29 protein-coding genes are annotated in these 22,564 nt (G+C 47.4%); 26 read left to right on the top strand and 3 right to left on the bottom strand.

The annotated features are described in order from the left end of the window. The first annotated feature begins 31 nt into the window (after positions 1–31). Entirely contained in the window at positions 32–256 is a 225-nt protein-coding gene (locus tag L3V45_RS11435; RefSeq protein WP_003153311.1) for a YqkE family protein, read from the top strand. 32 nt (positions 257–288) lie between these two features. On the opposite strand, the gene L3V45_RS11430 is transcribed toward L3V45_RS11435, so the two are convergent. After that, complete coding sequence (locus L3V45_RS11430) at positions 289–1,209, bottom strand: aldo/keto reductase (protein ID WP_003153313.1); 921 nt, start codon at positions 1,207–1,209, stop codon at positions 289–291. Positions 1,210–1,271: 62 nt separating this feature from the next. After that, positions 1,272–1,394, bottom strand: coding sequence for a Z-ring formation inhibitor MciZ (mciZ, locus tag L3V45_RS11425; RefSeq protein WP_003153315.1), 123 nt, complete (start codon positions 1,392–1,394; stop codon positions 1,272–1,274). A gap of 78 nt (positions 1,395–1,472) precedes the next feature. Between mciZ and L3V45_RS11420 the strand changes: the two genes are divergently transcribed. Further along, positions 1,473–2,027, top strand: a complete 555-nt coding sequence (locus L3V45_RS11420) for an NUDIX hydrolase (RefSeq protein WP_003153317.1) — start codon at positions 1,473–1,475, stop codon at positions 2,025–2,027. Continuing rightward, the gene (locus L3V45_RS11415; protein ID WP_234949383.1) at positions 2,027–3,190 is read left to right on the top strand and encodes a TIGR00375 family protein; all 1,164 of its coding nucleotides are present in this window, start codon (positions 2,027–2,029) and stop codon (positions 3,188–3,190) included. The genes L3V45_RS11420 and L3V45_RS11415 overlap by 1 nt, the downstream gene beginning before the upstream one ends. Before the next feature lie 10 nt (positions 3,191–3,200). On the opposite strand, the gene L3V45_RS11410 is transcribed toward L3V45_RS11415, so the two are convergent. Then, positions 3,201–3,554, bottom strand: coding sequence for a helix-turn-helix domain-containing protein (locus L3V45_RS11410; RefSeq protein WP_015388050.1), 354 nt, complete (start codon positions 3,552–3,554; stop codon positions 3,201–3,203). A 176-nt stretch (positions 3,555–3,730) separates the two neighbouring features. On the opposite strand from L3V45_RS11410, the gene L3V45_RS11405 reads away from it, so the two are divergent. The 23 genes from L3V45_RS11405 (at position 3,731) to L3V45_RS11295 (ending at position 22,476) form a co-directional block, all read left to right on the top strand. Continuing rightward, a complete protein-coding gene (locus L3V45_RS11405) occupies positions 3,731–4,720 on the top strand; it encodes a type I asparaginase (RefSeq protein ID WP_003153321.1) in 990 nt (329 codons plus the stop codon). Between the two features lie 37 nt (positions 4,721–4,757). Beyond that, positions 4,758–6,185 (top strand): aspartate ammonia-lyase, encoded by a 1,428-nt coding sequence (gene aspA / locus L3V45_RS11400; RefSeq protein WP_003153322.1) that lies wholly within the window; start codon positions 4,758–4,760, stop codon positions 6,183–6,185. 141 nt (positions 6,186–6,326) lie between these two features. Further along, entirely contained in the window at positions 6,327–7,733 is a 1,407-nt protein-coding gene (gene nhaC, locus L3V45_RS11395) for a Na+/H+ antiporter NhaC (RefSeq protein WP_003153323.1), read from the top strand. 12 nt (positions 7,734–7,745) lie between these two features. Further along, complete coding sequence (locus tag L3V45_RS11390; protein WP_014305342.1) at positions 7,746–9,059, top strand: NAD-dependent malic enzyme; 1,314 nt, start codon at positions 7,746–7,748, stop codon at positions 9,057–9,059. A gap of 111 nt (positions 9,060–9,170) precedes the next feature. Next, a complete protein-coding gene (locus L3V45_RS11385; protein WP_003153325.1) occupies positions 9,171–9,461 on the top strand; it encodes a hypothetical protein in 291 nt (96 codons plus the stop codon). A gap of 56 nt (positions 9,462–9,517) precedes the next feature. Next, on the top strand, positions 9,518–9,745 hold the full coding sequence (locus L3V45_RS11380; protein WP_024085551.1) for a hypothetical protein: 228 nt from the start codon (positions 9,518–9,520) through the stop codon (positions 9,743–9,745). 76 nt (positions 9,746–9,821) lie between these two features. Further along, a complete protein-coding gene (gene spoIIM, locus L3V45_RS11375; RefSeq protein ID WP_024085550.1) occupies positions 9,822–10,466 on the top strand; it encodes a stage II sporulation protein M in 645 nt (214 codons plus the stop codon). Positions 10,467–10,578: 112 nt separating this feature from the next. Beyond that, complete coding sequence (gene fur, locus L3V45_RS11370) at positions 10,579–11,028, top strand: ferric iron uptake transcriptional regulator (protein WP_003153330.1); 450 nt, start codon at positions 10,579–10,581, stop codon at positions 11,026–11,028. A 115-nt stretch (positions 11,029–11,143) separates the two neighbouring features. Beyond that, positions 11,144–11,371 carry a YqzK family protein gene (locus L3V45_RS11365; RefSeq protein ID WP_003153331.1) on the top strand — a complete coding sequence of 76 codons (228 nt, stop codon included), beginning with the start codon at positions 11,144–11,146 and terminating at the stop codon, positions 11,369–11,371. A gap of 7 nt (positions 11,372–11,378) precedes the next feature. Further along, a complete protein-coding gene (gene xerD, locus L3V45_RS11360; protein ID WP_003153334.1) occupies positions 11,379–12,269 on the top strand; it encodes a site-specific tyrosine recombinase XerD in 891 nt (296 codons plus the stop codon). Positions 12,270–12,437: 168 nt separating this feature from the next. Then, a complete protein-coding gene (gene deoB, locus L3V45_RS11355) occupies positions 12,438–13,622 on the top strand; it encodes a phosphopentomutase (protein WP_095315690.1) in 1,185 nt (394 codons plus the stop codon). An 11-nt stretch (positions 13,623–13,633) separates the two neighbouring features. Next, positions 13,634–14,452, top strand: a complete 819-nt coding sequence (locus L3V45_RS11350) for a purine-nucleoside phosphorylase (RefSeq protein ID WP_003153340.1) — start codon at positions 13,634–13,636, stop codon at positions 14,450–14,452. A 136-nt stretch (positions 14,453–14,588) separates the two neighbouring features. Next, positions 14,589–15,758, top strand: coding sequence for a D-alanyl-D-alanine carboxypeptidase family protein (locus L3V45_RS11345; protein ID WP_236837001.1), 1,170 nt, complete (start codon positions 14,589–14,591; stop codon positions 15,756–15,758). Between the two features lie 95 nt (positions 15,759–15,853). Further along, positions 15,854–16,207, top strand: a complete 354-nt coding sequence (spoIIAA, locus tag L3V45_RS11340; protein WP_003153343.1) for an anti-sigma F factor antagonist — start codon at positions 15,854–15,856, stop codon at positions 16,205–16,207. Then, positions 16,204–16,644, top strand: a complete 441-nt coding sequence (spoIIAB, locus tag L3V45_RS11335; protein ID WP_003153347.1) for an anti-sigma F factor — start codon at positions 16,204–16,206, stop codon at positions 16,642–16,644. Before spoIIAA ends, spoIIAB begins: the two co-directional genes overlap by 4 nt. Before the next feature lie 11 nt (positions 16,645–16,655). Next, positions 16,656–17,423, top strand: coding sequence for an RNA polymerase sporulation sigma factor SigF (gene sigF, locus L3V45_RS11330; RefSeq protein ID WP_003153348.1), 768 nt, complete (start codon positions 16,656–16,658; stop codon positions 17,421–17,423). A 126-nt stretch (positions 17,424–17,549) separates the two neighbouring features. After that, a complete protein-coding gene (locus L3V45_RS11325; protein WP_014305337.1) occupies positions 17,550–18,170 on the top strand; it encodes a stage V sporulation protein AA in 621 nt (206 codons plus the stop codon). Then, positions 18,160–18,585 carry a stage V sporulation protein AB gene (locus L3V45_RS11320; RefSeq protein ID WP_014305336.1) on the top strand — a complete coding sequence of 142 codons (426 nt, stop codon included), beginning with the start codon at positions 18,160–18,162 and terminating at the stop codon, positions 18,583–18,585. Before L3V45_RS11325 ends, L3V45_RS11320 begins: the two co-directional genes overlap by 11 nt. Positions 18,586–18,597: 12 nt before the next feature. Further along, complete coding sequence (spoVAC, locus tag L3V45_RS11315) at positions 18,598–19,050, top strand: stage V sporulation protein AC (protein ID WP_003153353.1); 453 nt, start codon at positions 18,598–18,600, stop codon at positions 19,048–19,050. An 11-nt stretch (positions 19,051–19,061) separates the two neighbouring features. Beyond that, on the top strand, positions 19,062–20,078 hold the full coding sequence (gene spoVAD, locus L3V45_RS11310) for a stage V sporulation protein AD (RefSeq protein WP_003153355.1): 1,017 nt from the start codon (positions 19,062–19,064) through the stop codon (positions 20,076–20,078). Beyond that, the gene (gene spoVAE / locus L3V45_RS11305; RefSeq protein WP_003153356.1) at positions 20,079–20,429 is read left to right on the top strand and encodes a stage V sporulation protein AE; all 351 of its coding nucleotides are present in this window, start codon (positions 20,079–20,081) and stop codon (positions 20,427–20,429) included. 3 nt (positions 20,430–20,432) lie between these two features. After that, positions 20,433–21,041: a stage V sporulation protein SpoVABEA gene (locus tag L3V45_RS11300; protein WP_025852761.1), complete on the top strand. Its 609-nt coding sequence runs from the start codon at positions 20,433–20,435 to the stop codon at positions 21,039–21,041. Next, a complete protein-coding gene (locus L3V45_RS11295) occupies positions 20,995–22,476 on the top strand; it encodes a spore germination protein (RefSeq protein WP_003153360.1) in 1,482 nt (493 codons plus the stop codon). The genes L3V45_RS11300 and L3V45_RS11295 overlap by 47 nt, the downstream gene beginning before the upstream one ends. Positions 22,477–22,564: the final 88 nt, after the last annotated feature.

The following is a 22,564-nucleotide window of genomic DNA, read 5'->3' as shown; positions in this document are numbered from 1 at the left end:
TTCACCATATTCAGATACGGGGGGTGTAATGATGAAAAAGCAGCTGTCTAAAGAAAAACACAGCTTAAAAGACGATCTGGGGGAAGATCTGAAGGCCAGGCTTTTGCAAATGAAAAGTGAGCTGAAGGAAGAAGACGAGAAAAAACAGGCGCAGCAAAAAGCGGAACAAATCAGAAAGCGAAAAGAAAAAGAAAAACATAAAAGCTTTGAAGAGCTGCTGAATGAAAGCAGTCTCGATTGGCACAAATATAAATAAACCGGCATCTGACAAGGTGCCGGTTTTATTGTTTAAGAACGATGGGCTTCGTATACGTCCCGTTTTGTATGGTATTGCAGGGCTTTGATTTCCTGGCTGCTTAAACGCCGGGCCTCTGCAGCCGAACAATTTTCTCTCAGCTGCTCAAGTGAGCTGGCTCCGGTGATGACAGAAGCGACGGCCGGCTGTGACAGTAAGTATTGAAGGGAAAGCTCCGTCATGCTCAAGTCAGGTGCGGCAGCGCCGATCGCTTTTTTGGTTTCTTCCAGTTCTGCAAAAGAATATGTTAAATAGCCGTTCTCTTTTACGCTTGCGGCTGCTTGATCAAGCGGTTTTTCCGTAAGAAGCCCTTTAGCGACAGGCCCTCTGGCGACTACGCTGATTCCGTTCTCCTCTAAAAGGGGAAGCCACTCCTCAGGACGCCGGTCCAGCAGGCTGTATTGCATCATAACGCTTGAGATATTTGATTTTTTTACATATTCTTTAATGACATTCGGACGAATCGAGGAAATGCCGTAATACCGGATGACACCTTCCTGTTTTAAGTCCTCAAACGCTTCGATCGTTTCGTCAATATGATCTTCCATCGTGCCGCCATGCAGCTGATAAAGGTCGATATAGTCCGTTTTCAGCCGGCGCAGACTGTTTTTGACCGCTTCTTTTATGTATCCTTTGGAGGCGTCCCAATGCCAGCCGTCTTTATCATCATTCCAGCGGTTTCCGGCTTTCGTGGCTAAAATGATGTCGTCCCTGCGGTTTTTGACGGCCTCCCCGACAATTTCCTCATTTCTGCCGAAATCATAAAGATCAGCGGTATCTAAATAATTGATTCCGAGCTCGATCGCTTCATCCAAAATAGACAGCGCTTCAGCTTTATCCGTGCCCAGCGACATACAGCCGAGCCCGATTTCGCTTATTTCTAAATCAGAATGTCCCAGTGTGCGTTTTCTCATCGTTTCGCTCCTTTTTATAGTCTTTTATTGACCGTAATATAAAGGCGCGAAGTTTTCAACTGTTAAGGCCCAGTGATCCAATCTCCGACATAGCGGAATGTCCGTCCGTATTCTTTCAGTTTAGCCCGCACTTCCCACGCCTTTCCGACCAATACGATACTTTTATCCTTCCGGTACACCTTCAATCGAAAAGCACCTCCCTCTCATGCATGTATGATAAAATATATGAGGCATAATAGAGAGACAGAACGGGAGATGACATGATGAAACATTTAGAAGAAAAAACACTTGCGAAAAAAAAGCTGTATGACGGGAAAGTCATAGATCTTTACTTAGAGGATGTAGAGCTCCCGAACGGAAAAACAAGCAAGCGGGAAATCGTCAAACATCCGGGAGCGGTGGCCGTACTTGCGGTGACAGAAGAAGGAAAAATCATTTTGGTGAACCAGTTCAGAAAGCCGCTGGAACGGACAATCGTTGAAATTCCGGCCGGGAAGCTTGAAAAGGGGGAAGAGCCGGAACATACGGCGTTAAGAGAGCTCGAGGAAGAAACGGGATATACGGCGGAAACCTTGACGAAAATCACCGCTTTTTATACATCACCCGGGTTTGCTGATGAAATCGTGCATCTCTTTCTTGCGGAAGGGCTTTCGCCGCTGGAAGAAAAACGAGAGCTGGATGAGGATGAATTTGTCGAAGTCATGCAGGTCACGCTTGAAGAGGCCGTGAAGCTGATTGAATCCCGCAGGGTGTATGACGCAAAAACGGCGTACGCGATTCAGTATCTCCAGCTGAAAGAAGCGCTGAAGGAAAAATGATGAAAACCATCTATGCGGATCTGCATATTCATATCGGCCGCACCTATACGGGAAAACCGGTCAAAATCACCGGGGCCAAAACGTTGACGCTGCATCGGATTTTAGAAGAGGCCAGTGAGGGGAAGGGAATTGAACTATTGGGCATCATCGACTGCCATTCCCCGGAAGTCATAGAAGAAATCGAGCGCGGAATTGATGAAGGCAGATACCGTGAGCTGAAAGAAGGCGGCATCCGGTATCGGAATACGACGCTTCTGTTGGGCAGTGAGCTTGAAATCTATGATCACACATGCCGCGGGCCGATTCACGTTCTCGTCTTTATGCCGTCTCTTGCCGAAATGAAGATGTTTTCTGAGTGGCTCGCAAAAAGGCTTAAAAATATCCATCTCAGTTCCCAGCGTATTTATGAAACCGGTTTGAATCTTCAAAGGAAAACAAAGGAATTGGGCGGGCTGTTTATTCCCGCCCATATGTTCACCCCGCATAAAAGCCTGTACGGAAAAGGGGTCATATCTTCTTTGACAGAAGTTTTCGACCCGGCGCTCATTGATGCGGCGGAACTCGGATTAAGCTGCGACACCGACATGGCTTCGCGGGTAACGGAACTTGATCCGTATACATTTTTAACAAATTCTGATGCGCATTCCTTAGGAAAAATCGGCAGAGAATATAATGAAATGCTTCTTAAAGAAGCGAATTTCACGGAATTTTCGCTGGCTTTAAAAGGGAAGGACGGAAGAAAAATCACGGCGAATTACGGGCTGAACCCGAAGCTCGGGAAGTATTACCGGACGGCTTGCGACCGCTGCGGCAGCCCGGTTGAAAAAGGAGCTTCCGCCTGTCCGGAGTGCGGGGGGAAAACAATGACAAAAGGGGTCAGTGAACGGCTGGAGGAACTGAGCGGCCCGAAAAAAAGCCGCGTGCTACGGCCGCCGTATATTCATCAAATCCCGCTGCAGTTCATTCCGGGGGTCGGGCCGAAAACGTTAGACAAACTGAAGCGGGCTTTCGGGACGGAGATGGCGATTCTTCATCAGGCGCAAGAAGAGGAATTGGCGCATGTCGTCCAGCCTAAAATAGCGGCTGTCATTCATAAAGCGCGCACCGGGCAGCTCGTCCTTGAGGCCGGGGGCGGAGGGACGTACGGCAGAATCAAGCCGTAAAAGCCGGATTTTAGCGGAGCTCCTCCTGCACCTTCTTTTTCGTGCGGACAAACGCAATCAATTCGATGATTTCATCCTGATTCAGCGGCTGTCCGTCAACGGTCAGTGTGCCGCGGCCTTGTGCGGCGTTTGTTAATTCGATGGTCTGGGTAAACGGCTCCGCCTTTTTTTCAGCGCGCCCCAGTAAATCGTCGCACGTCGTGTCAAACAGATCGGCAAGCGTGCCCAGCGCCTCGAATGACGGACGCCGGTATCCTGATTCATACCCGGCGTACGTGCTTTTGGCGATGCCGAGACGGTCAGCCGTATATTGAAGAGACCAATTTTTCTTTTTTCTCAGTTCAGTTAAACGATCTAAATTCATATTCAAAACCGCTCCTTTTCACTTGAGCAAATTATATCATATCGATATGCAAAAGTGTACGCGAATTGAATAATAATCACTTGATTAATTTCAATCGTCTGTCTATAATTTGATTAAAAGTATGCGAAAAGCGAATGCTTAACACATCTTGAGAAATGGATGAAGAGGTGCAGGGTATGAAAAAATTATTGCTGTTAACAACCGGAGGAACAATCGCCTCAGTCGAAGGAGAAAACGGGCTTGCACCCGGGGTGAAAGCAGACGAATTGTTAACCTACGTATCAAAACTTGATAACGATTACACGATGGAAACCCATTCGTTAATGAACATCGACAGCACAAATATGCAGCCTGAATACTGGGCCGAAATCGCAAATGCTGTCAAAGAAAAATATGACGCATATGACGGGTTCGTCATTACGCACGGGACAGACACAATGGCGTATACATCAGCGGCACTGTCTTATATGCTTCAGCATGCTGATAAACCGATCGTCATTACGGGTTCGCAAATTCCGATTACATTTCAAAAAACCGATGCCAAAAAAAATATCACGGACGCGATTCGCTTCGCATGTGAAGGGGTGGGCGGCGTATACGTCGTATTTGACGGCAGAGTCATTCAAGGCACACGCGCCATTAAATTAAGAACGAAAAGCTATGATGCATTTGAGAGCATTAACTATCCGTATATCGCGTTTATTACCGAAAACGGAATTGAATACAACAAACAAGTGCACATGCCAAAAGACGATGCCTTTACGGTCAATACCTCACTTTGCACGGACGTGTGCCTGCTCAAGCTCCACCCGGGGCTGAAACCGGAAATGTTTGACGCATTAAAGGGCATGTACAAAGGGATCGTCATTGAAAGCTACGGCAGCGGCGGCGTGCCGTTTGAAGGAAGAGACATTCTCGCCAAAGTCAATGAAATGATTGAAAGCGGCATTGTCGTCGTCATTACGACACAATGTCTTGAAGAAGGAGAGGACATGAGCGTCTATGAAGTCGGCCGAAGAGTCAATCAAGATCTCATTATCCGCTCCAGAAATATGAACACGGAAGCCATCGTGCCGAAATTAATGTGGGCGCTCGGCCAGTCTCACAACTTGGCTGAAGTCAAAAACATTATGGAGACACCGATCGCAGACGACGTTGTACTGTAAAAACATGACTACCACAAAGAGAAAGTAGGGTTTTAGCATGACAAACGCGCAAAAAGAATATCGTCAGGAAAAAGATTTCCTCGGAGAAAAACAAATTGAAGCTGATGTGTATTACGGAATCCAAACGCTGCGCGCGAAAGAAAACTTTCCGATTACCGGCTACCGCATCCACGAAGAGATGATTAATGCGCTCGCCATCGTCAAAAAAGCGGCGGCGCTTGCCAACATGGATGTAAAACGGCTGTATGAAGGAATCGGAAATGCGATTGTCCAGGCCGCAGACGAGATTCTTGAGGGGAAATGGCATGACCAATTCATCGTCGATCCGATCCAAGGGGGAGCCGGAACGTCCATGAACATGAATGCCAACGAAGTAATCGGCAACAGAGCCCTTGAAATCATGGGCCATAAAAAAGGTGAATACATTCACCTCAGCCCGAACACACACGTCAACATGTCCCAATCGACGAACGACGTGTTCCCGACGGCAATCCATATTTCCACCTTAAAACTTTTGGATAAGCTCCTTGATACGATGGCGCATATGCTGAGTGTCTTTAAGGATAAAGCGAAACAATTTGATTCTGTCATTAAAATGGGGCGCACACACCTTCAGGACGCTGTGCCGATCCGTCTCGGACAGGAATTTGAAGCATACAGCCGCGTGCTCGAGCGTGACATAAAGCGAATTAAACAATCCCGCCAGCATCTGTATGAAGTCAACATGGGGGCAACGGCCGTAGGGACGGGGCTTAATGCCGATCCGCGCTACATAGAACAGGTTGTAAAGCACCTGGCTGACATCAGCGGACTGCCGCTTGTCGGCGCCGGCCATTTGGTTGACGCCACACAAAACACTGATGCGTATACGGAAGTTTCAGCCGCGTTGAAAGTATGCATGATGAACATGTCTAAAATCGCCAACGATCTGCGCTTAATGGCTTCAGGTCCGCGCGCGGGACTTGCGGAAATTTCACTGCCCGCCCGTCAGCCGGGATCATCCATTATGCCTGGGAAAGTCAACCCTGTAATGGCAGAGCTGATCAACCAAATCGCCTTCCAGGTCATCGGGAATGACAATACGATCTGCCTCGCTTCAGAAGCGGGCCAGCTGGAGCTTAACGTAATGGAGCCGGTACTCGTATTTAACCTGCTTCAATCCATCAGCATCATGAATAACGGGTTCCGTTCATTTACCGATCATTGTCTGGCGGGAATTGAAGCCAACGAAAAACGTCTGAAGCAATACGTGGAAAAAAGCGTCGGCGTCATTACAGCGGTCAATCCGCACCTCGGCTATGAAGCGGCTGCGCGAATTGCCCGTGAAGCCATCATGACGGGGCAATCTGTAAGAGATCTCTGCCTTCAAAATGATGTACTGACAGAAGAAGAATTGGATATCATTTTGAATCCGTATGAAATGACAAAACCGGGGATTGCCGGAAAAGATCTATTAGAAAAATAAATTTTAAAGCAACAACAGCCGCCTTTTCACGTTTTTCAGTGAATAGGCGGTTGCCATACAAAGGGATGAGGCAGTATAGTATAATTTGTTATATCATTTGATGAAAGCGTTTTAGCTTTTTTCTTCTAGGGGGATTTTCTTGTGAAAGAGGTCAGATTGCCAAATTTATTGGAAATTATTATCTTATTATTCGGGTTTTTAGCACTTGTCTTATCGTTCACAGTGTTTTTAGACCTGCCGATCCAGCTAGCTCTATTAATATCCTGGTTTTTCGCTATTATTCTCGGAGTCAGGCTGGGATATTCATATAAAGACTTGCAGGATTCGATTGTCACCGGGATATCAAACGGTCTTGAAGCGGTGTTGATTCTCGTTTCGGTCGGTGCGCTCATCGGGACATGGATTGCCGGCGGTGTTGTGCCGACGTTAATTTATTATGGTTTAGAGTTTATTAATCCTCATATTTTCCTTCTGGCTACACTGGTTATTTGTTCCGTTATGTCCGTTGCGACCGGAACATCGTGGGGAACCGTGGGAACCGCGGGGATCGCCATGATTGCCATCGGAGAGGGAATGGGTATACCGCTTCCGATCGTAGCGGGAGCCGTTTTGTCCGGCGCTTACTTCGGAGACAAGCTTTCACCGCTGTCTGACAGTACGGTGCTTGCCTCCACGCTTTCTAAGGTGGATGTGCTGTCGCACGTCAGAGCGATGATGTATCTGTCAATTCCGTCCTATATTATTACGGCCATTCTATTTACCGTAACGGGATTTATATACGGCGGAAAAAATATTGATCTCGACAAAGTGGAATTTTTAAAATCTTCATTGCAGAAAACGTTTGATATTCATATATGGATGCTCATTCCGGCTGTTGTCGTCGTTGTCCTTCTGATTTTGAAAAAGCCGTCTATGCCCGTTATTATCATCGGTGCTTTGCTTGGCGCAATCTGGGCTTCCGTCTTTCAGGGAATGAATTTTGCCAGTGCCATCGCGACTGCTTATAATGGTTTTTCTATTAAAACGGACGTCGAATTTTTAAACGGCCTGTTAAACCGCGGAGGCATTACCGGTATGCTGGATACGTTAGTCGTTATCCTGTTCGGTCTCGGTTTTGGAGGAATTCTTGAGAAGCTCGGCGTATTAAAAGTGATTGTCTCAACTTTTGAGAAAAAGCTGACCACACCGGGAAATGTGACGCTTTCGACATTGATCGTCGCCCTTTTAGGAAACATTTTCGGCTGTGCGATGTACGTGTCATTGATCCTGACGCCGAAAATCATGGAGAACAGTTATGATAAACTGAAACTTGACAGAAGAGTTTTATCCCGGAACGCAGAGGTGGGCGGAACGCTTACTTCAGGGATGGTGCCGTGGTCTGATAACGGCATCTATATGGCCGGCATTCTCGGCGTATCCACATTTTCATATCTGCCGTTCATGTGGCTCAGTTTTGTATCTATCGGACTGGCAATATTGTACGGATACACGGGGAAATTCATTTGGTACACGAAAGAAAAATCCTTGCAATCTCAAAAATTGGGTTAGGAGGTTCATTTCATGATTACAAAGCATATGATTCGGACGTTAATGATTGAAACGCCGACTGTTCCCGGAAATCTCGGAAAAGTGGCAACCGCCATCGGAGTGATGGGCGGAGATATCGGGGAAGTTGAAACCGTTAAAGTCGGCCCGAACTACACAATGCGCAACATCACGGTGCAGGCCGAAAATGAGGAGCAGCTGCAGGAAATCATTCAAGCCATTGAAGCTCTCGGTGAAGGCATCCGGCTTCATACAGTCTCAGATGAAGTGCTCTCTGCTCATGAAGGCGGCAAAATTCAAATGAAAAGCAAAATGCCGATCCGGACATTGGCTGAGCTTGGCCGTGTTTATACACCGGGCGTCGCCGATGTGTGCCGACTGATTGAAAACGAGCCTGAAAAAGCGTCCATCTATACGACAATCAGCAATTCTGTCGCCATTGTCACCGACGGCACGGCGATTCTCGGCCTCGGCAATATCGGTTCTGTCGCCGGAATGCCTGTAATGGAAGGGAAAGCCGCGCTTTTTGACCAGCTGGCGGGTATCAGCGGAATTCCGATTTTGCTTGATACCTCTGATCCGGAAGAAATTATTCGCACGGTAAAACATATTTCTCCGGGGTTCAGCGGAATACTGCTTGAAGATATCGGTTCGCCTCACTGCTTTGACATTGAAGACCGCCTGAAAGAAGAACTGGATATTCCGGTTATGCACGATGATCAGCACGGCACGGCGGTCGTCACGCTCGCCGCCGCCATTTCCGCTTGTAAAAGCGCCGGTCTTGATTTAAAAGAAGCGAAGGTCGGACAGATCGGTCTCGGCGCGGCAGGCGTCGCCATCTGCCGGATGTTTATGGCATACGGAGTCAAAGCGGTCTGCGGAACGGACAAGTCAGAAGACGCAATGAACCGCCTCGCTCAGTACGGAGGTCAGCCGCTTGGAAGCATCAAAGATTTAATGGACACGTGTGACATTGTGATCAGCACCACCGGAGTTCCGGGTCTCATTAAAAAAGAGGATGTCAGAAAAGGACATGTCATTCTGGCCTTATCTAATCCGAAGCCGGAGATTGAACCGGAAGACGCATTACAAGCCGGAGCCGCTTATGCAGCCGACGGCCGCTCGGTCAATAATGTTCTCGGCTTCCCGGGGATTTTCCGCGGCGCGCTGAACGCCAAAAGCAAGAAAATCGACCATGAAATGCTTGTGGCGGCCGCAGAAGCCATCGCCTCTTGCACAAAACACGGCGATCTCGTGCCTCAGCCTTTGGATGCGGACGTGCATCAGGCTGTATCAGCAGCCGTAGAACGGGCCGCGGCAGGAAAATAAACAACTCTTACAGTACCGGACATGTGCCGGTGCTGTTTTTTTAGATGAATAGGAAACGGAATTCTTAGGCAGGCTAACAGATAGCAAAAGACGGAATAAAGAGGTGTCAATGTGGATTATTTTCCGCTGATCCATACAAATATTTGGGATGCTGTGATCGGCGTGCCGGTCGTCTTATGCGTTACACAGCTGATCAAAGTGTTCTGCCGGGTTCCGGGCATATTCGTTCCCACGATTGCCCTTGCTGCCGGAAATGTTGTGTCTATCGTTTTCGGTCACCATGAACACGTGTATGCGGGGATTTTCATGGGATTTTTTTACGGATACGCCGCTATGGGGAGCTATTCATCTGCCAAAACGTCTCTGCGCGCTTACCGGTCGAAACATGAGCCGTATTCATGAACACATCGGGATTTTTTTGTTATGATAAAGAAAAGGCAAAAAGGAGCGATTGGCACATGGCGAAGAGCAAAACGAAAAAAATGCGGGAGCATCTCAGAAGAAACGGGATGCGTGACGCAGTCTTGTCAAGGGGGACGGCGCCGCCTTTCAGCACCCATGAAAGAGTGACGAAAACTAAAAAAGACAGGCTTGAAAGAATAAAGCATAAAAAAAGGAACCCCTATGATCACCGGAGTGATGACGGGGGTTCTTTTTTTATGCCCGAATCTCGCGCCTTTCTATGATTTCTCTGTCATGTTTTCTCTTTTCTTTCATACAATCTACTAAATCAAGTCAATAGATTAGCGGGAGGAAAGCGGTATGAGAAAACAATCGTACAAAGAACTGTTTTTTCGCCATGTAAAGGATCATCTGTCACTTTATATATTTGTGTTCGTCTTGTTTTTGATGGGGGTCATTTTCGGGGCGATCATCGTCAACAGCATGACCATCACGCAGAAAGAAGATTTGTATTACTATTTAAGCAAGTTTTTCGGACAGCTGTCTGACGGAAAACATGCCGGCGCTTCAGAAATGTTTTGGCAGGCCGTCTTTCATGATGTAAAATATTTGGGGCTGATGTGGATTCTCGGTATTTCCGTAATCGGTCTTCCGGTTATTTTCATTATGGTGTTTTTAAAAGGAATCGTCGTCGGCTTCACGGTCGGTTTTTTAGTGAATCAAATGGGAATGAACGGGTTTTTCCTGTCATTTATTTCGGTTCTGCCGCAAAACATCGTTCTCATTCCGGCATATCTTATCATGGGGACATGCTCCATCGCTTTTTCACTGAAACTGATCCGGCAGCTGTTTGTCAAACGCAGCCTTCATGACGCGCCGATCCAATGGTTCGGACGCTACGCCTTCGTGCTGATTCTCATCGTTTTCTTCTCGGTCATCGCCTCGCTGCTCGAGGCGTACATGTCTCCGCTGTTTATGGAAAAGCTGTCATCACGCATATTTTAGAATTATTATCACAAAATAATACTTTTATTTATCAGTTTATAATAATTATAGTTGGAACTCTGCGCGTATTTTGTTATAATGAGTCATGGAATGCGGCGTAGGAGGGAAAGACATGGAAAACCGTATTGATCGAATTAAAAAGCAGCTGCACTCGTCAAGCTACAAGCTTACGCCACAGCGGGAAGCAACGGTAAGAGTGCTGCTTGAAAACGAAGAAGACCATTTAAGCGCAGAAGATGTATACCTCCTCGTAAAAGAGAAATCTCCTGAAATTGGTCTCGCTACAGTATACCGTACATTAGAATTATTAACAGAATTAAAAGTCGTTGATAAAATTAACTTCGGGGACGGCGTATCCCGCTACGACCTTCGCAAAGAAGGCGCGGCTCACTTTCATCACCATTTGGTGTGCATGGAGTGCGGAGCCGTCGATGAAATTGAAGAAGATCTGCTTGAAGACGTTGAAGAAGTGATTGAACGTGATTGGAAATTTAAAATTAAAGATCATAGATTGACTTTTCACGGAATCTGCCACCGCTGCCGCGGGGATGAAACAGAGTAAAAGCCTATGAACCTTTTCTGCCAGGAAAGGGTTTTTTGCTGTTTTTATGTATAAAAGCCTTTGAAATTGGCATAAGGTGTACTAACAGCCGCCAAAAGAAAGGGTCGATCGAAAGATGGGCAGATTCCTGAAAACAGCCGCGGATACGATCAAAGTGTTTATTCTGTTCACAGGTTTTACCGCGCTGTTCTATTATGCTATGATATGGGTGAATTCAGAGTATGAAAACTATCATCGGTACGATAAACCGGAAGGCTCCGCCGTCAAAGTGGCCAAAACGGAACATGAGGAGAAAGACGGCTGGTTCGGCCGATTGATCTTTTTTTACCAAAACGGGGAGTAGATCAAGAGTGAAGGATCAAATTAAGGATTTCATCCATTATGTGAGGGTTGAAAGAGGGCTGGCCCAAAATACGATGATGTCCTATGAGCGTGATCTGAAAAGTTATTCTCTCTTCTTAACTGAAACCCTTCAGATCACTTCATGGAATGATGTGACCCGTCTTCATATTATTCAATATTTAAAGCATATAAAGGACTCCGGGAAATCCGGCAAGACGTCTGCCAGGCATTTGGCGTCGATCCGGTCTTTTCATCAATTTCTGTTAAGGGAAAAAGCCGCGGATAAAGATCCTTCGGTACATATTGAAACACAAAAAACAGAGCGGACGCTTCCGAAAGTATTGGCGCTTCACGAAGTTGAGCGGTTATTGGACACGCCTAAGCTTGACAGCCCGTTCGGTCTCAGGGATAAAGCCATGCTTGAACTGCTGTACGCAACCGGCATCCGGGTCAGCGAGATGATCGAGCTGAAATTATCCGACGTCCATTTGACGATGGGATTTGTCCGCTGCTTCGGAAAAGGGCGGAAAGAGCGGATTGTGCCGATTGGTGAAGCCGCTTCCCATGCGATAGAAGCATACATTGAAAAAGCCAGAGGGAAATTATTAAAGAAAAACGTAACCGAAGCGCTTTTTCTGAATCATCACGGCAGGCAGATCAGCCGTCAGGGATTCTGGAAAAACCTGAAAAAAATCGCCCTTGAAGCGGGGATTAAAAAAGAGCTGACACCGCACACGCTCCGGCACTCTTTTGCAACGCACCTGCTCGAAAACGGCGCGGATCTGCGCGCCGTGCAGGAGATGCTCGGACATGCCGATATTTCCACGACACAAATTTATACGCATGTGACGAAAACAAGGCTGAAGGACGTGTACAAACAGTATCATCCGCGCGCTTAGGAGCCGCTGCCAGAGGGGCCGCGGCTTTTTTTGCCGGATTGGCGGAATACAGAGAAGGTTCTAATTATTTGAATCGGCATTGTCAACAAGAATGTAAACGGTTTATACTTGAGTTGTCTGACCTCTGTAAGCTACAATGGACAGATGGAAGAAAAGGAGGCTTTTATGATGTCTGAATACAAATATAACCGGGTATTTTTAATTGTAATGGATTCTGTCGGAATCGGTGAAGCGCCGGACGCCGCCGATTTTAATGATACAGGCGCAAATACGCTCGGACATATCGCAGAGCACATGAACGGCTTACATATGCCCCATATGGCGCAGCTCGGTCTCGGACTGATCGGAGACATTAAGGGCGTGGAAAAAACGGAGCACCCTCTTGCGTACTACGGAAAAATGCAGGAGGCGTCAAACGGGAAAGATACGATGACGGGGCACTGGGAGATTATGGGCCTCTACATTGAAAAACCGTTTAAAGTGTTCCCGGAAGGATTCCCGGATGAACTTCTTCAGGAACTTGAGCGGCGTTCAGGACGGAAAATCATCGGAAATAAGCCGGCTTCAGGCACGGCGATTCTGGACGAGCTCGGAAAAGAACATATGGAAACGGGTGCGCTGATCGTTTACACATCAGCAGATTCCGTGCTGCAGATTGCGGCTCACGAAGATGTCGTTCCGCTGGAAGAGCTGTACAGCATCTGTGAAACGGCCAGAGAACTGACGCTTGATCCGAAGTACATGGTCGGCCGGATTATCGCAAGACCGTTCGTCGGAGAACCGGGCAGCTTCAAACGCACGCCGAACCGTCATGATTATGCGCTCAAACCGTTCGGCCGCACGGTAATGAATGGAATGAAAGACAACGGATTAGACGTCATTTCCATCGGCAAAATTTCTGATATTTATGACGGAGAAGGCATTACATCTTCCCGCCGCACGGTATCTAATATGGATGGCATGGACAAAGTGATTGAAACGCTCGGTGAAGAGTTTACGGGCCTGAGCTTTGCCAACCTCGTTGATTTTGACGCGCTGTACGGACACCGCCGCGATCCGGAAGGGTACGGAAAAGCGCTTGAGGAATTCGACGCGAGGCTTCCGGAAGTGTTTGAAAAAATGAAAGAAGACGATCTTTTGATCATCACTGCGGATCACGGCAATGATCCTGTCCATCATGGCACGGATCACACGCGGGAGTATGTGCCGCTTCTTGTTTACAGCAAAAAGCACAAACACACAGAACAGCTGCCGCTTGCGGATACATTTGCCGATATCGGCGCAACCATTGCCGATAATTTTAAAACGGAAAAGCCGGAATACGGAAAAAGCTTTTTATCAAGATTACAGTAGGGGGACTTTTTTTGAAACAAAAGATCGAACGTGCTGCTGCATTTATTAAAGAACACGTGAAAGAAACACCAAAGATCGGTCTGATTTTAGGGTCAGGGCTCGGCGTATTGGCCGATGAAATTGAAGGAGCCGTCAAGCTTACATATGAAACGATTCCTGATTTTCCGGTCTCAACGGTAGAAGGCCATGCCGGCCAGCTTGTGATGGGAACGCTTGAAGGCGTGCAGGTCATCGCGATGCAGGGCCGCTTTCATTACTATGAAGGCTACTCAATGGATCAGGTCACATTTCCAGTCCGCGTGATGAAAGCGCTCGGCGTTGAATCTCTCGTCGTGACGAATGCAGCCGGCGGTATCAACACTGAATTCCGCGCTGGCGATCTGATGATTATTACAGACCATATCAACTTTACAGGCACCAACCCGTTAATCGGGCCGAACGAAGCTGAATTCGGAGCGAGATTCCCGGACATGTCAGAAGCCTATGACAAAGAGCTGTCAAGCTTGGCTGAAAAAACGGCCGATGAGCTGGGCATTCCAGTTCAAAAAGGTGTGTATACAGCTGTTACGGGGCCGTCTTACGAAACGCCTGCTGAGGTTCGGTTTTTAAGAACGATGGGGTCTGACGCTGTCGGCATGTCGACCGTGCCGGAAGTCATCGTCGCCAACCACGCGGGGATGCGCGTGCTCGGCATCTCATGCATTTCCAACGCGGCGGCGGGTATTCTTGACCAGCCGTTATCTCATGAAGAAGTAATGGAAATGACGGAAAAAGTAAAAGGCGGCTTTTTGAAGCTTGTCAAAGCCGTAGTCGCACGATCTCAAAAATAAGTCAGCATAAGTCAGCTGTTTCTTCGGAAGCAGCTGTTTTTTTGTGCCCTCAACACGAAACATTTTCCAGATGAGGCGTATAAAACCACCGGATTTGGAAAAAATAAAAAGGATTATGAAATGGAGGGCTTTGGAGATGAAACGTCTTATATCCACTTTGTTGATTGGCATTTTATTAACGGCATCAGCACCGTCCGCTTTTGCAAAGCCGGACGGAAAACATACATCGGAGCTCGCTCATGAAGCCAAAAGCGCCGTGCTGATTGAACGCGATACGGGAAGCATTCTTTATAACAAGAACAGCCGGGAGCGTCTGGCGCCGGCAAGCATGACAAAAATCATGACCATGCTTTTAATCATGGAAGCGCTTGACAAAGGGAAAATAAAGATGAGTGATAAAGTCAGGACGAGTGAACACGCCGCGTCGATGGGCGGATCACAGATTTTCCTTGAACCCGGAGAAGAAATGACGGTAAAAGAAATGCTCAAAGGAATTGCGATAGCTTCCGGAAATGACGCATCTGTCGCAATGGCGGAGTATATCGCCGGTTCAGAAGAGGATTTCGTCAGCCGGATGAACAAAAAAGCAAAAGAATTGGGATTGAAAGATACCTCCTTCAAAAACCCGACGGGACTGCCTGAAAAAGACCATTACAGCTCTGCTTATGACATGGCGAAAATGGCGAAGGAATTATTAAAGTACGATAAAATCACTCAATTTACGGGAACGTATGAGGATTATTTAAGAGAAAATACAGACAAAAAGTTCTGGCTCGTCAATACAAACCGGCTGATCAAATTTTACCCGGGTGTAGACGGCGTGAAGACGGGCTTTACAGGCGAAGCGAAGTATTGTTTAACCGCCACCGCTAAAAAAGGGAATATGAGGGTCATCGCTGTCGTTTTCGGAGCCAGCACCCCGAAAGAAAGAAACGCCCAAGTGACCAAAATGCTTGATTACGCCTTCAGCCAGTTCAAAACACACCCGCTGTACAAACGGAATCAAATCGTCGGAACGGTAAAAGTGAAAAAAGGAAAACAGAAACTGATCAAGCTGACCACATCTGAGCAGATTTCTCTTCTGGCCAAAAAGGGAGAGAACATGGACAAAGTAAAAAAAGAAGTGAAAATCAACGGCAATGTAACGGCTCCGGTTAAAAAAGGAGAGGTGCTCGGCAGCCTCGTTCTGAAAAAAGACGGAAAGGTGCTCGTTGAAAGCCCGGTCACGGCAAAAGACGACATGGAAAAAGCGGGTTTTCTCACTTTTCTGAAGCGGACGATGGGAGATTGGACAAAATTTAAATAATCGTGGCGAACGGGCACTAGTTTTGTCATAGTGAAGGAATTGCTTTCCCGAAAATCGAAACACTCATTATCCGATCATATCAAGGAGGAATGAGCATGAGCCTTGGAATTGACTTTCATGTCAAAGAATCCGTGCTTTGTATTCGATTAACAGGTGAACTCGACCATCATACGGCAGAATCATTAAAACAAAAGGTTACTGAATCGCTGGAGGCTGACAGCATCCGTCACATTGTGCTGAACCTTGAAGATCTTACCTTCATGGACAGCTCCGGCCTCGGCGTGATTTTAGGGCGTTATAAACAAATTAAACAGCTCGGCGGAGAAATGGTCGTGTGCGCGATTTCGCCAGCGGTGAGACGTCTGTTTGACATGTCCGGCCTGTTTAAAATCATCAGGTTCGAACAATCGGAACAAAAAGCGCTTTTAACGTTGGGGGTGGCATCATGAAAAACGAGATGCATCTTGAATTTTCAGCCCTCAGTCAGAACGAATCGTTTGCGCGCGTAACGGTTGCTTCTTTTATCGCGCAGCTCGACCCGACGATGGATGAGCTGACGGAAATCAAGACCGTCGTCTCAGAAGCGGTAACAAACGCAATCATCCACGGCTATGAAGAAAACTGCGACGGAAAGGTGTACATCTCCGTTACACTGGAGGATCATGTCGTCTATCTGACCATACGTGACGAAGGCCTCGGGATCACGGATCTTGAGGAAGCGCGCCAGCCGCTCTTTACGACAAAACCCGAGCTTGAGCGCTCCGGAATGGGCTTTACCATTATGGAAAACTTTATGGATGATGTCACGATTGATTCCTCGCCGGAGATGGGAACGACGATACGCTTAACAAAACACCTATCAAAAAGCAAAGCGCTTTGTAATTAAGGAGATTTGTTATGGATGTGGAGGTTAAGAAAAACAGCAAAAACGCGCAGCTCAAGGACCATGAAGTCAAAGAATTAATCAAAAAGAGCCAAGAGGGCGACCAGCAGGCAAGAGACCTCCTCATAGAAAAAAACATGCGTCTTGTGTGGTCCGTCGTTCAAAGGTTTTTAAACAGAGGCTATGAGCCGGACGATCTGTTTCAGATCGGCTGTATCGGATTATTAAAATCCGTTGATAAATTCGATTTGTCCTATGATGTCCGTTTTTCAACTTATGCCGTGCCGATGATTATCGGAGAAATCCAGCGCTTCATCCGTGATGACGGAACCGTCAAAGTATCAAGATCTTTAAAAGAGCTCGGCAATAAAATACGCCGGGCGAAAGATGAACTGTCAAAAACATACGGAAGAGTGCCGACCGTCCAGGAAATCGCGGATCATTTAGAAATTGATGCGGAGGATGTGGTGCTTGCGCAGGAAGCGGTGCGGGCGCCTTCATCCATTCATGAGACCGTGTATGAAAATGACGGAGACCCGATCACCCTGCTTGATCAGATCGCCGATCATTCAGAAGAGAAGTGGTTTGACAAAATCGCCCTCAAGGAAGCGATCAGTGATTTGGAAGAACGTGAAAAACTCATTGTCTATCTGAGATATTATAAAGATCAGACACAGTCGGAAGTAGCCGAACGGCTCGGGATTTCCCAAGTCCAGGTATCGAGGCTGGAGAAAAAAATATTAAAGCAGATTAAAGTGCAGATGGATCATACGGAAAGCTGACCTTTTACGGGCCGGCTTTTTTTATTTGTGCATCGGTGGTAATTTATGGTCTTTTGCCGCTGATGAATGAGAACAAAAGTGAACCACATACTACATATATAACCACCCGAAAGATGGTGATGCAAGATGGAAAGACGAATATTTCTCAGACTTCGCCACCGCGTGAAGGCTCATACCGGAGATATCATCACAGTCGGCGACGCCGCGCAGATTGCGGGACAGCAAAAGCTGAAAAAAAAACTGTCGGCACTGCCGCTGTATAAGGTCACGAAAAAAGACAAAAATATCGTCGTGCTGGACATCATAAAAGTGCTGAAAACCATTCATACCGCTTTTCCCGCGCTTGATGTACAGGCCGTCGGCGGCGCTGAAACGATAGTGGAAATCCATTACCAGAAAAAGCAGCTGTCAGCCGTTTTATTCGTCGGTGTCTGGCTCCTGCTTTTTATCGGTTCATGTCTTGCCATTATGAATTTTCATGAAGATGTCAGTATGAGAGAAGTTCATATCGCCTTATATGAAATCATAACGGGCGAACGGAATGAATACCCGTATCTGCTTCAGATTCCATACAGCATCGGCCTCGGTCTCGGTATGATCGTCTTTTTTAATCACATCTTCAAAAAACGCCTGAATGAAGAGCCAAGCCCGCTGGAAGTCGAGATGTTTAATTATCAGCTTGATCTCGATCATTATGTCGCAATGCACGAAAATGAAGAGACGATGAAAGATCTGCATGATCGTTAGCATTCTTTTCGTTGTATTTGTCGGGCTTGGCGGAGGGCTGACCGTGGGCGCGGGCTTTGTGGCTTTTTTAACCGTTATGGGAATCGTTCCCCGCCTTATGCAGCTGACAAAAACAATGCGCTTTGTACAGGCCTACGAAGGAGCTGTTATTTCAGGAGCTGTGTTCGGCGGCTGGGAAACCTTAAATATGAATCATTTTTTTTTATCTGAATGGCTGGCCGTTCCGGTCGGGCTTTTGGCCGGCATGTTTATCGGCATGCTGGCCGCCGCGCTTACAGAAGTGCTGAATGTGCTTCCCATTCTTGCCAAACGGATCGGCTTCGGCAGCAAAATCATTATATTGCTGATGGCCATTGTGTTCGGCAAAATAGCCGGCTCTTTATTTCATTGGCTGTATTTTATCCATCATTCATAAGGAGGAACCGATGTGACAAACTTAAAAGAAAATTACAAAACAAAAGTGAAAGACTATCAGCCGAAACCGCCATATGTTTGGAATTGCGTCAAAGCCTTTCTGATCGGCGGTTTGATCTGTCTGATCGGGCAGGCTCTTCAAGACTTTTACATCCACTTTTTTAATTTTAATGAAAAAACAGCGGGCAACCCGACGGCCGCCACTCTTATTTTAATTTCCGCCCTTTTGACCGGATTCGGCATTTATGACAGACTCGGGCAGTTTGCCGGAGCGGGTTCAGCCGTGCCGGTGACGGGTTTTGCAAACAGTATGACAAGCGCGGCTCTGGAACACAGAAGTGAAGGACTCGTGCTCGGAGTAGCGACAAACATGTTTAAATTGGCGGGAAACGTCATTGTATTCGGCGTCGTGGCAGCCTATATCGTAGGCTTGATACGGTTTGCTTGTGAAAAACTGTTTTCGTAGGAGGAGAAAAAATGAAATTAACCGGAAAGCAAACCTGGGTGTTTGAAAACCCGTTATTTGTAAATGCGGCGGGGACGGCAGCCGGACCGAAAGAAAAAGACGGCCCGCTCGGTTCGCTGTTTGATAAGACATACGATGAAATGCATTGCAATCAGAAAAACTGGGAAATGGCGGAGCGTCAGTTAATGGAAGATGCCATCAACTCAGCTTTGCAAAAACAGAATTTGAAAAAGAGCGATATTGATTTGTTACTCGCGGGGGATCTTTTAAATCAAAATGTGACCGCCAACTACGTCGCCAGACATCTGAAAATTCCGTTCCTCTGTCTGTTCGGCGCCTGTTCGACATCAATGGAAACGATTGCCGTCGCATCCGCGCTCATTGACGGCGGTTTTGCGAACCGGGCGATCGCAGCCACGAGCAGCCATAACGCGACGGCAGAACGGCAATTCCGCAATCCGACGGAGTATGGCGGGCAAAAACCGGATACCGCCACTTCAACGGTCACGGGGGGCGGGGCGGTCATCATCAGCCAAAACCCTTCTGATATCAAGATTACAAGCGCAACAGTGGGAAAAGTAAGCGACCTCGGGATTACGGACCCGTTCGATATGGGATCCGCCATGGCGCCCGCTGCCGCCGACACAATCAAACAGCACCTGCAGGACTTAAACCGCACGGCGGATGATTATGATCTGATTTTAACGGGAGACCTTTCAGGCGTCGGCTCGCCGATCGTGAAAGATTTGCTCAAAGAAGAAGGCTATCCCGCCGGAACGAAACACGATGACTGCGGTCTTCTCATCTATACGCCGGACCAGCAGGTGTTTGCGGGCGGAAGCGGCTGCGCCTGCTCCGCGCTTGTTACGTACACACATATTTTTAATCAATTAAAATCAGGGGCTCTGAACAGGGTGCTCGTTGTCGCGACAGGAGCGCTTTTAAGTCCGACAATGATCCAGCAGAAAGAAACCATTCCGACCATCGCGCACGGTGTGGTATTTGAGCGGGCGGGAGGTGCATCATAAATGGAATATCTGTTGGCTTTTGTTTGCGGGGGAATCATATGCATTATCGGTCAGCTGCTGCTCGACATTTTTAAACTGACACCCGCCCATGTGATGACAACTTTTGTCGTCATCGGCGCCTTGTTGGATGGGTTCGGAATATATGACAAATTTATCGAATTCGCAGGTGCGGGAGCGACGGTTCCCATCGTCAGCTTCGGTCACAGCTTATTGCACGGCGCCATGCATCAAGCTCACGAGCATGGATTTATCGGGATCGCCATGGGGATTTTTGAACTTACTTCCGCCGGTATATCTTCAGCGATTTTATTCGCATTTCTTGTAGCCATTATTTTTAAACCGAAAGGATAATGCCTGATGACGAAACGGAAGGTCATTCTTGTGACAGACGGGGACGTATACGCCGCCAAAACAATTGAATATGCCGCGGAAAAAGCAGGCGGGCGGTGTATTTCCCAATCAAAGGGCAATCCGTCAACCAGAAGCGGCCCCGAACTTGTTCAGCTGATTAAAGCCGCGCCGAATGACCCGGTGTTTATCATGTTTGACGATTCAGGCCTGCAAGGGGAAGGGCCGGGCGAAACGGCGCTGAAATATGTCGCCTCACATCAGGACATTGAAGTGCTGGGGGTGATTGCGGTCGCTTCTAAGACCCATCAGGCTGAATGGACGAAAGTCGATGTCTCCATTGACCGTGATGGAGAAGTGACGGAGTATGGCGTCGATAAAACCGGAATGAGAGAAATGGACGAGCACAGAATGAACGGAGATACGGTGTATTGTCTGGATAAATTGGACGTTCCTCTCATTGTGGGCATCGGCGACATAGGAAAGATGGGGAGAAAAGATGACATATCCAAAGGCTCGCCGATTACGATGAAGGCGGTCGAATTCATTTTAGAAAGGAGCGAAAGTCATGCCGGAAAAACCGGAAAACATGATCAAGGTATACCGGGATCCTAGAAAAAATGAACAATTTTTTAAAGACCGCGTCGGTATGGGAACGAGCTATGATGTCGGCGTCCGCAAAGTTCGAGTATTAGACCGGGAAGTCCAGATTTACTTTGTCAACGGATTAACCGATACTTTGTTTATCATTCATTTAATGGAACAGCTCGTCGACGTCAATAATTATGATGAGAATGCGGATGAAGCGATTGACGTTGTTGAAAACAGGCTTGTCAATCAGCAGGTCCAAAAAGTCAAAACGCTCGACGAAGCAACAGATCAAGTGCTTTCCGGACTTGTGGCCGTTATCGTTGAAGACGCGGGCTTCGCCTTTATCGTTGACGTCAGAAGTTACCCCGGACGCACACCGGAAGAACCGGATACGGAAAAGGTCGTCCGCGGGGCAAGAGACGGTTTTATCGAAAATATCGTCATTAATACAGCATTGATCAGAAGACGAATCAGGGACGAAAGGCTCCGCGTCAAAATTACGAAAGTCGGCGAGCGCTCTAAGACCGATCTTGCCATTGTGTATATAGAAGACATCGCGGACCCGGACCTTGTCAGCATCGTCGAAAACGAAGTGAATGCGATTGACATTGACGGATTGACGATGTCTGATAAAACAGTGGAAGAATTCATCGTCAAACAGGGCTACAACCCGTTTCCGATGGTCAGATACACGGAGCGGCCGGATGTGGCCGCCAATCACATTTTGGAAGGGCACGTCATCATCGTCGTTGATACGTCGCCGAGCGTGATCATAACGCCGACAACGATTTTTCACCATGTTCAGCATGCGGAAGAATACAGGCAGGCGCCTTCAGTGGGAACATTTTTAAGATGGATCAGGTTCTTCGGTATTATCGCTTCAACGGTTCTGCTTCCGATCTGGTTTCTCTTTGTTCTCGAACCGTCTCTTCTGCCTGAAAGATTGGATTTTATCGGTTTAAATAAAAATACGCACATCCCGATCATTCTGCAAATCTTTTTAGCCGATTTGGGGATTGAGTTTCTCAGGATGGCCGCGATCCATACGCCGACCGCTTTATCCACCGCCATGGGTCTGATTGCGGCGGTGCTGATCGGTCAAATCGCCATAGCGGTGGGGCTGTTTTCAGCAGAAGTGATTCTGTACGTATCGATCGCCGCCATCGGATCATTTACCACGCCGAGCTATGAGCTCAGCCTCGCCAATAAAATGATACGCCTCATCTTAATGGTGCTCGTGGCCATTTTCCAAGTGAAAGGCTTTGTGATAGGCTTTACATTGCTGCTGATCATAATGGCGAATATCCGCTCGTTTCATACGCCGTATTTATGGCCGTTTTTACCGTTTAACGGCAAGGCGCTGTGGCAGGTGCTCGTCCGGACGACAGTGCCGGGAGCGAAAGTCAGACCGAGCATTGTTCACCCGAAAGACCGTCAAAGACAGCCAAGCGGTTCATAATCGCATTGAAACCGACAGAAGATTATGATATTGTATGTCTTAACTTATACGGGACTTGTATAAGGACAGCTCAAAAGAAGCTGTCCTT

Source organism: Bacillus sp. R45, from assembly GCF_021729365.1.
GTDB lineage: Bacteria > Bacillota > Bacilli > Bacillales > Bacillaceae > Bacillus > Bacillus velezensis.
Note: the sequence above shows the minus strand (reverse complement) of the source record. Positions and strands in the feature narration are given on the sequence as shown.

What these genes read in the sequence shown, in the direction of transcription:
- spoIIAB (WP_003153347.1), top strand. Translation starts at nt 16,204, where the DNA reads ATGAAAAACGAGATGCATCTTGAATTTTCAGCCCTCAGTCAGAACGAA.
- L3V45_RS11365 (WP_003153331.1), top strand. Translation starts at nt 11,144, where the DNA reads ATGGGCAGATTCCTGAAAACAGCCGCGGATACGATCAAAGTGTTTATT.
- L3V45_RS11380 (WP_024085551.1), top strand. Translation starts at nt 9,518, where the DNA reads ATGGCGAAGAGCAAAACGAAAAAAATGCGGGAGCATCTCAGAAGAAAC.
- spoIIAA (WP_003153343.1), top strand. Translation starts at nt 15,854, where the DNA reads ATGAGCCTTGGAATTGACTTTCATGTCAAAGAATCCGTGCTTTGTATT.
- L3V45_RS11420 (WP_003153317.1), top strand. Translation starts at nt 1,473, where the DNA reads ATGAAACATTTAGAAGAAAAAACACTTGCGAAAAAAAAGCTGTATGAC.
- deoB (WP_095315690.1), top strand. Translation starts at nt 12,438, where the DNA reads ATGTCTGAATACAAATATAACCGGGTATTTTTAATTGTAATGGATTCT.
- L3V45_RS11415 (WP_234949383.1), top strand. Translation starts at nt 2,027, where the DNA reads ATGAAAACCATCTATGCGGATCTGCATATTCATATCGGCCGCACCTAT.
- spoVAE (WP_003153356.1), top strand. Translation starts at nt 20,079, where the DNA reads ATGGAATATCTGTTGGCTTTTGTTTGCGGGGGAATCATATGCATTATC.
- L3V45_RS11435 (WP_003153311.1), top strand. Translation starts at nt 32, where the DNA reads ATGAAAAAGCAGCTGTCTAAAGAAAAACACAGCTTAAAAGACGATCTG.
- sigF (WP_003153348.1), top strand. Translation starts at nt 16,656, where the DNA reads ATGGATGTGGAGGTTAAGAAAAACAGCAAAAACGCGCAGCTCAAGGAC.
- L3V45_RS11390 (WP_014305342.1), top strand. Translation starts at nt 7,746, where the DNA reads ATGATTACAAAGCATATGATTCGGACGTTAATGATTGAAACGCCGACT.
- aspA (WP_003153322.1), top strand. Translation starts at nt 4,758, where the DNA reads ATGACAAACGCGCAAAAAGAATATCGTCAGGAAAAAGATTTCCTCGGA.
- L3V45_RS11345 (WP_236837001.1), top strand. Translation starts at nt 14,589, where the DNA reads ATGAAACGTCTTATATCCACTTTGTTGATTGGCATTTTATTAACGGCA.
- spoIIM (WP_024085550.1), top strand. Translation starts at nt 9,822, where the DNA reads ATGAGAAAACAATCGTACAAAGAACTGTTTTTTCGCCATGTAAAGGAT.
- spoVAD (WP_003153355.1), top strand. Translation starts at nt 19,062, where the DNA reads ATGAAATTAACCGGAAAGCAAACCTGGGTGTTTGAAAACCCGTTATTT.
- L3V45_RS11325 (WP_014305337.1), top strand. Translation starts at nt 17,550, where the DNA reads ATGGAAAGACGAATATTTCTCAGACTTCGCCACCGCGTGAAGGCTCAT.
- L3V45_RS11295 (WP_003153360.1), top strand. Translation starts at nt 20,995, where the DNA reads ATGCCGGAAAAACCGGAAAACATGATCAAGGTATACCGGGATCCTAGA.
- L3V45_RS11405 (WP_003153321.1), top strand. Translation starts at nt 3,731, where the DNA reads ATGAAAAAATTATTGCTGTTAACAACCGGAGGAACAATCGCCTCAGTC.
- L3V45_RS11410 (WP_015388050.1), bottom strand. Translation starts at nt 3,554, where the DNA reads ATGAATTTAGATCGTTTAACTGAACTGAGAAAAAAGAAAAATTGGTCT.
- L3V45_RS11320 (WP_014305336.1), top strand. Translation starts at nt 18,160, where the DNA reads ATGATCGTTAGCATTCTTTTCGTTGTATTTGTCGGGCTTGGCGGAGGG.
- fur (WP_003153330.1), top strand. Translation starts at nt 10,579, where the DNA reads ATGGAAAACCGTATTGATCGAATTAAAAAGCAGCTGCACTCGTCAAGC.
- L3V45_RS11430 (WP_003153313.1), bottom strand. Translation starts at nt 1,209, where the DNA reads ATGAGAAAACGCACACTGGGACATTCTGATTTAGAAATAAGCGAAATC.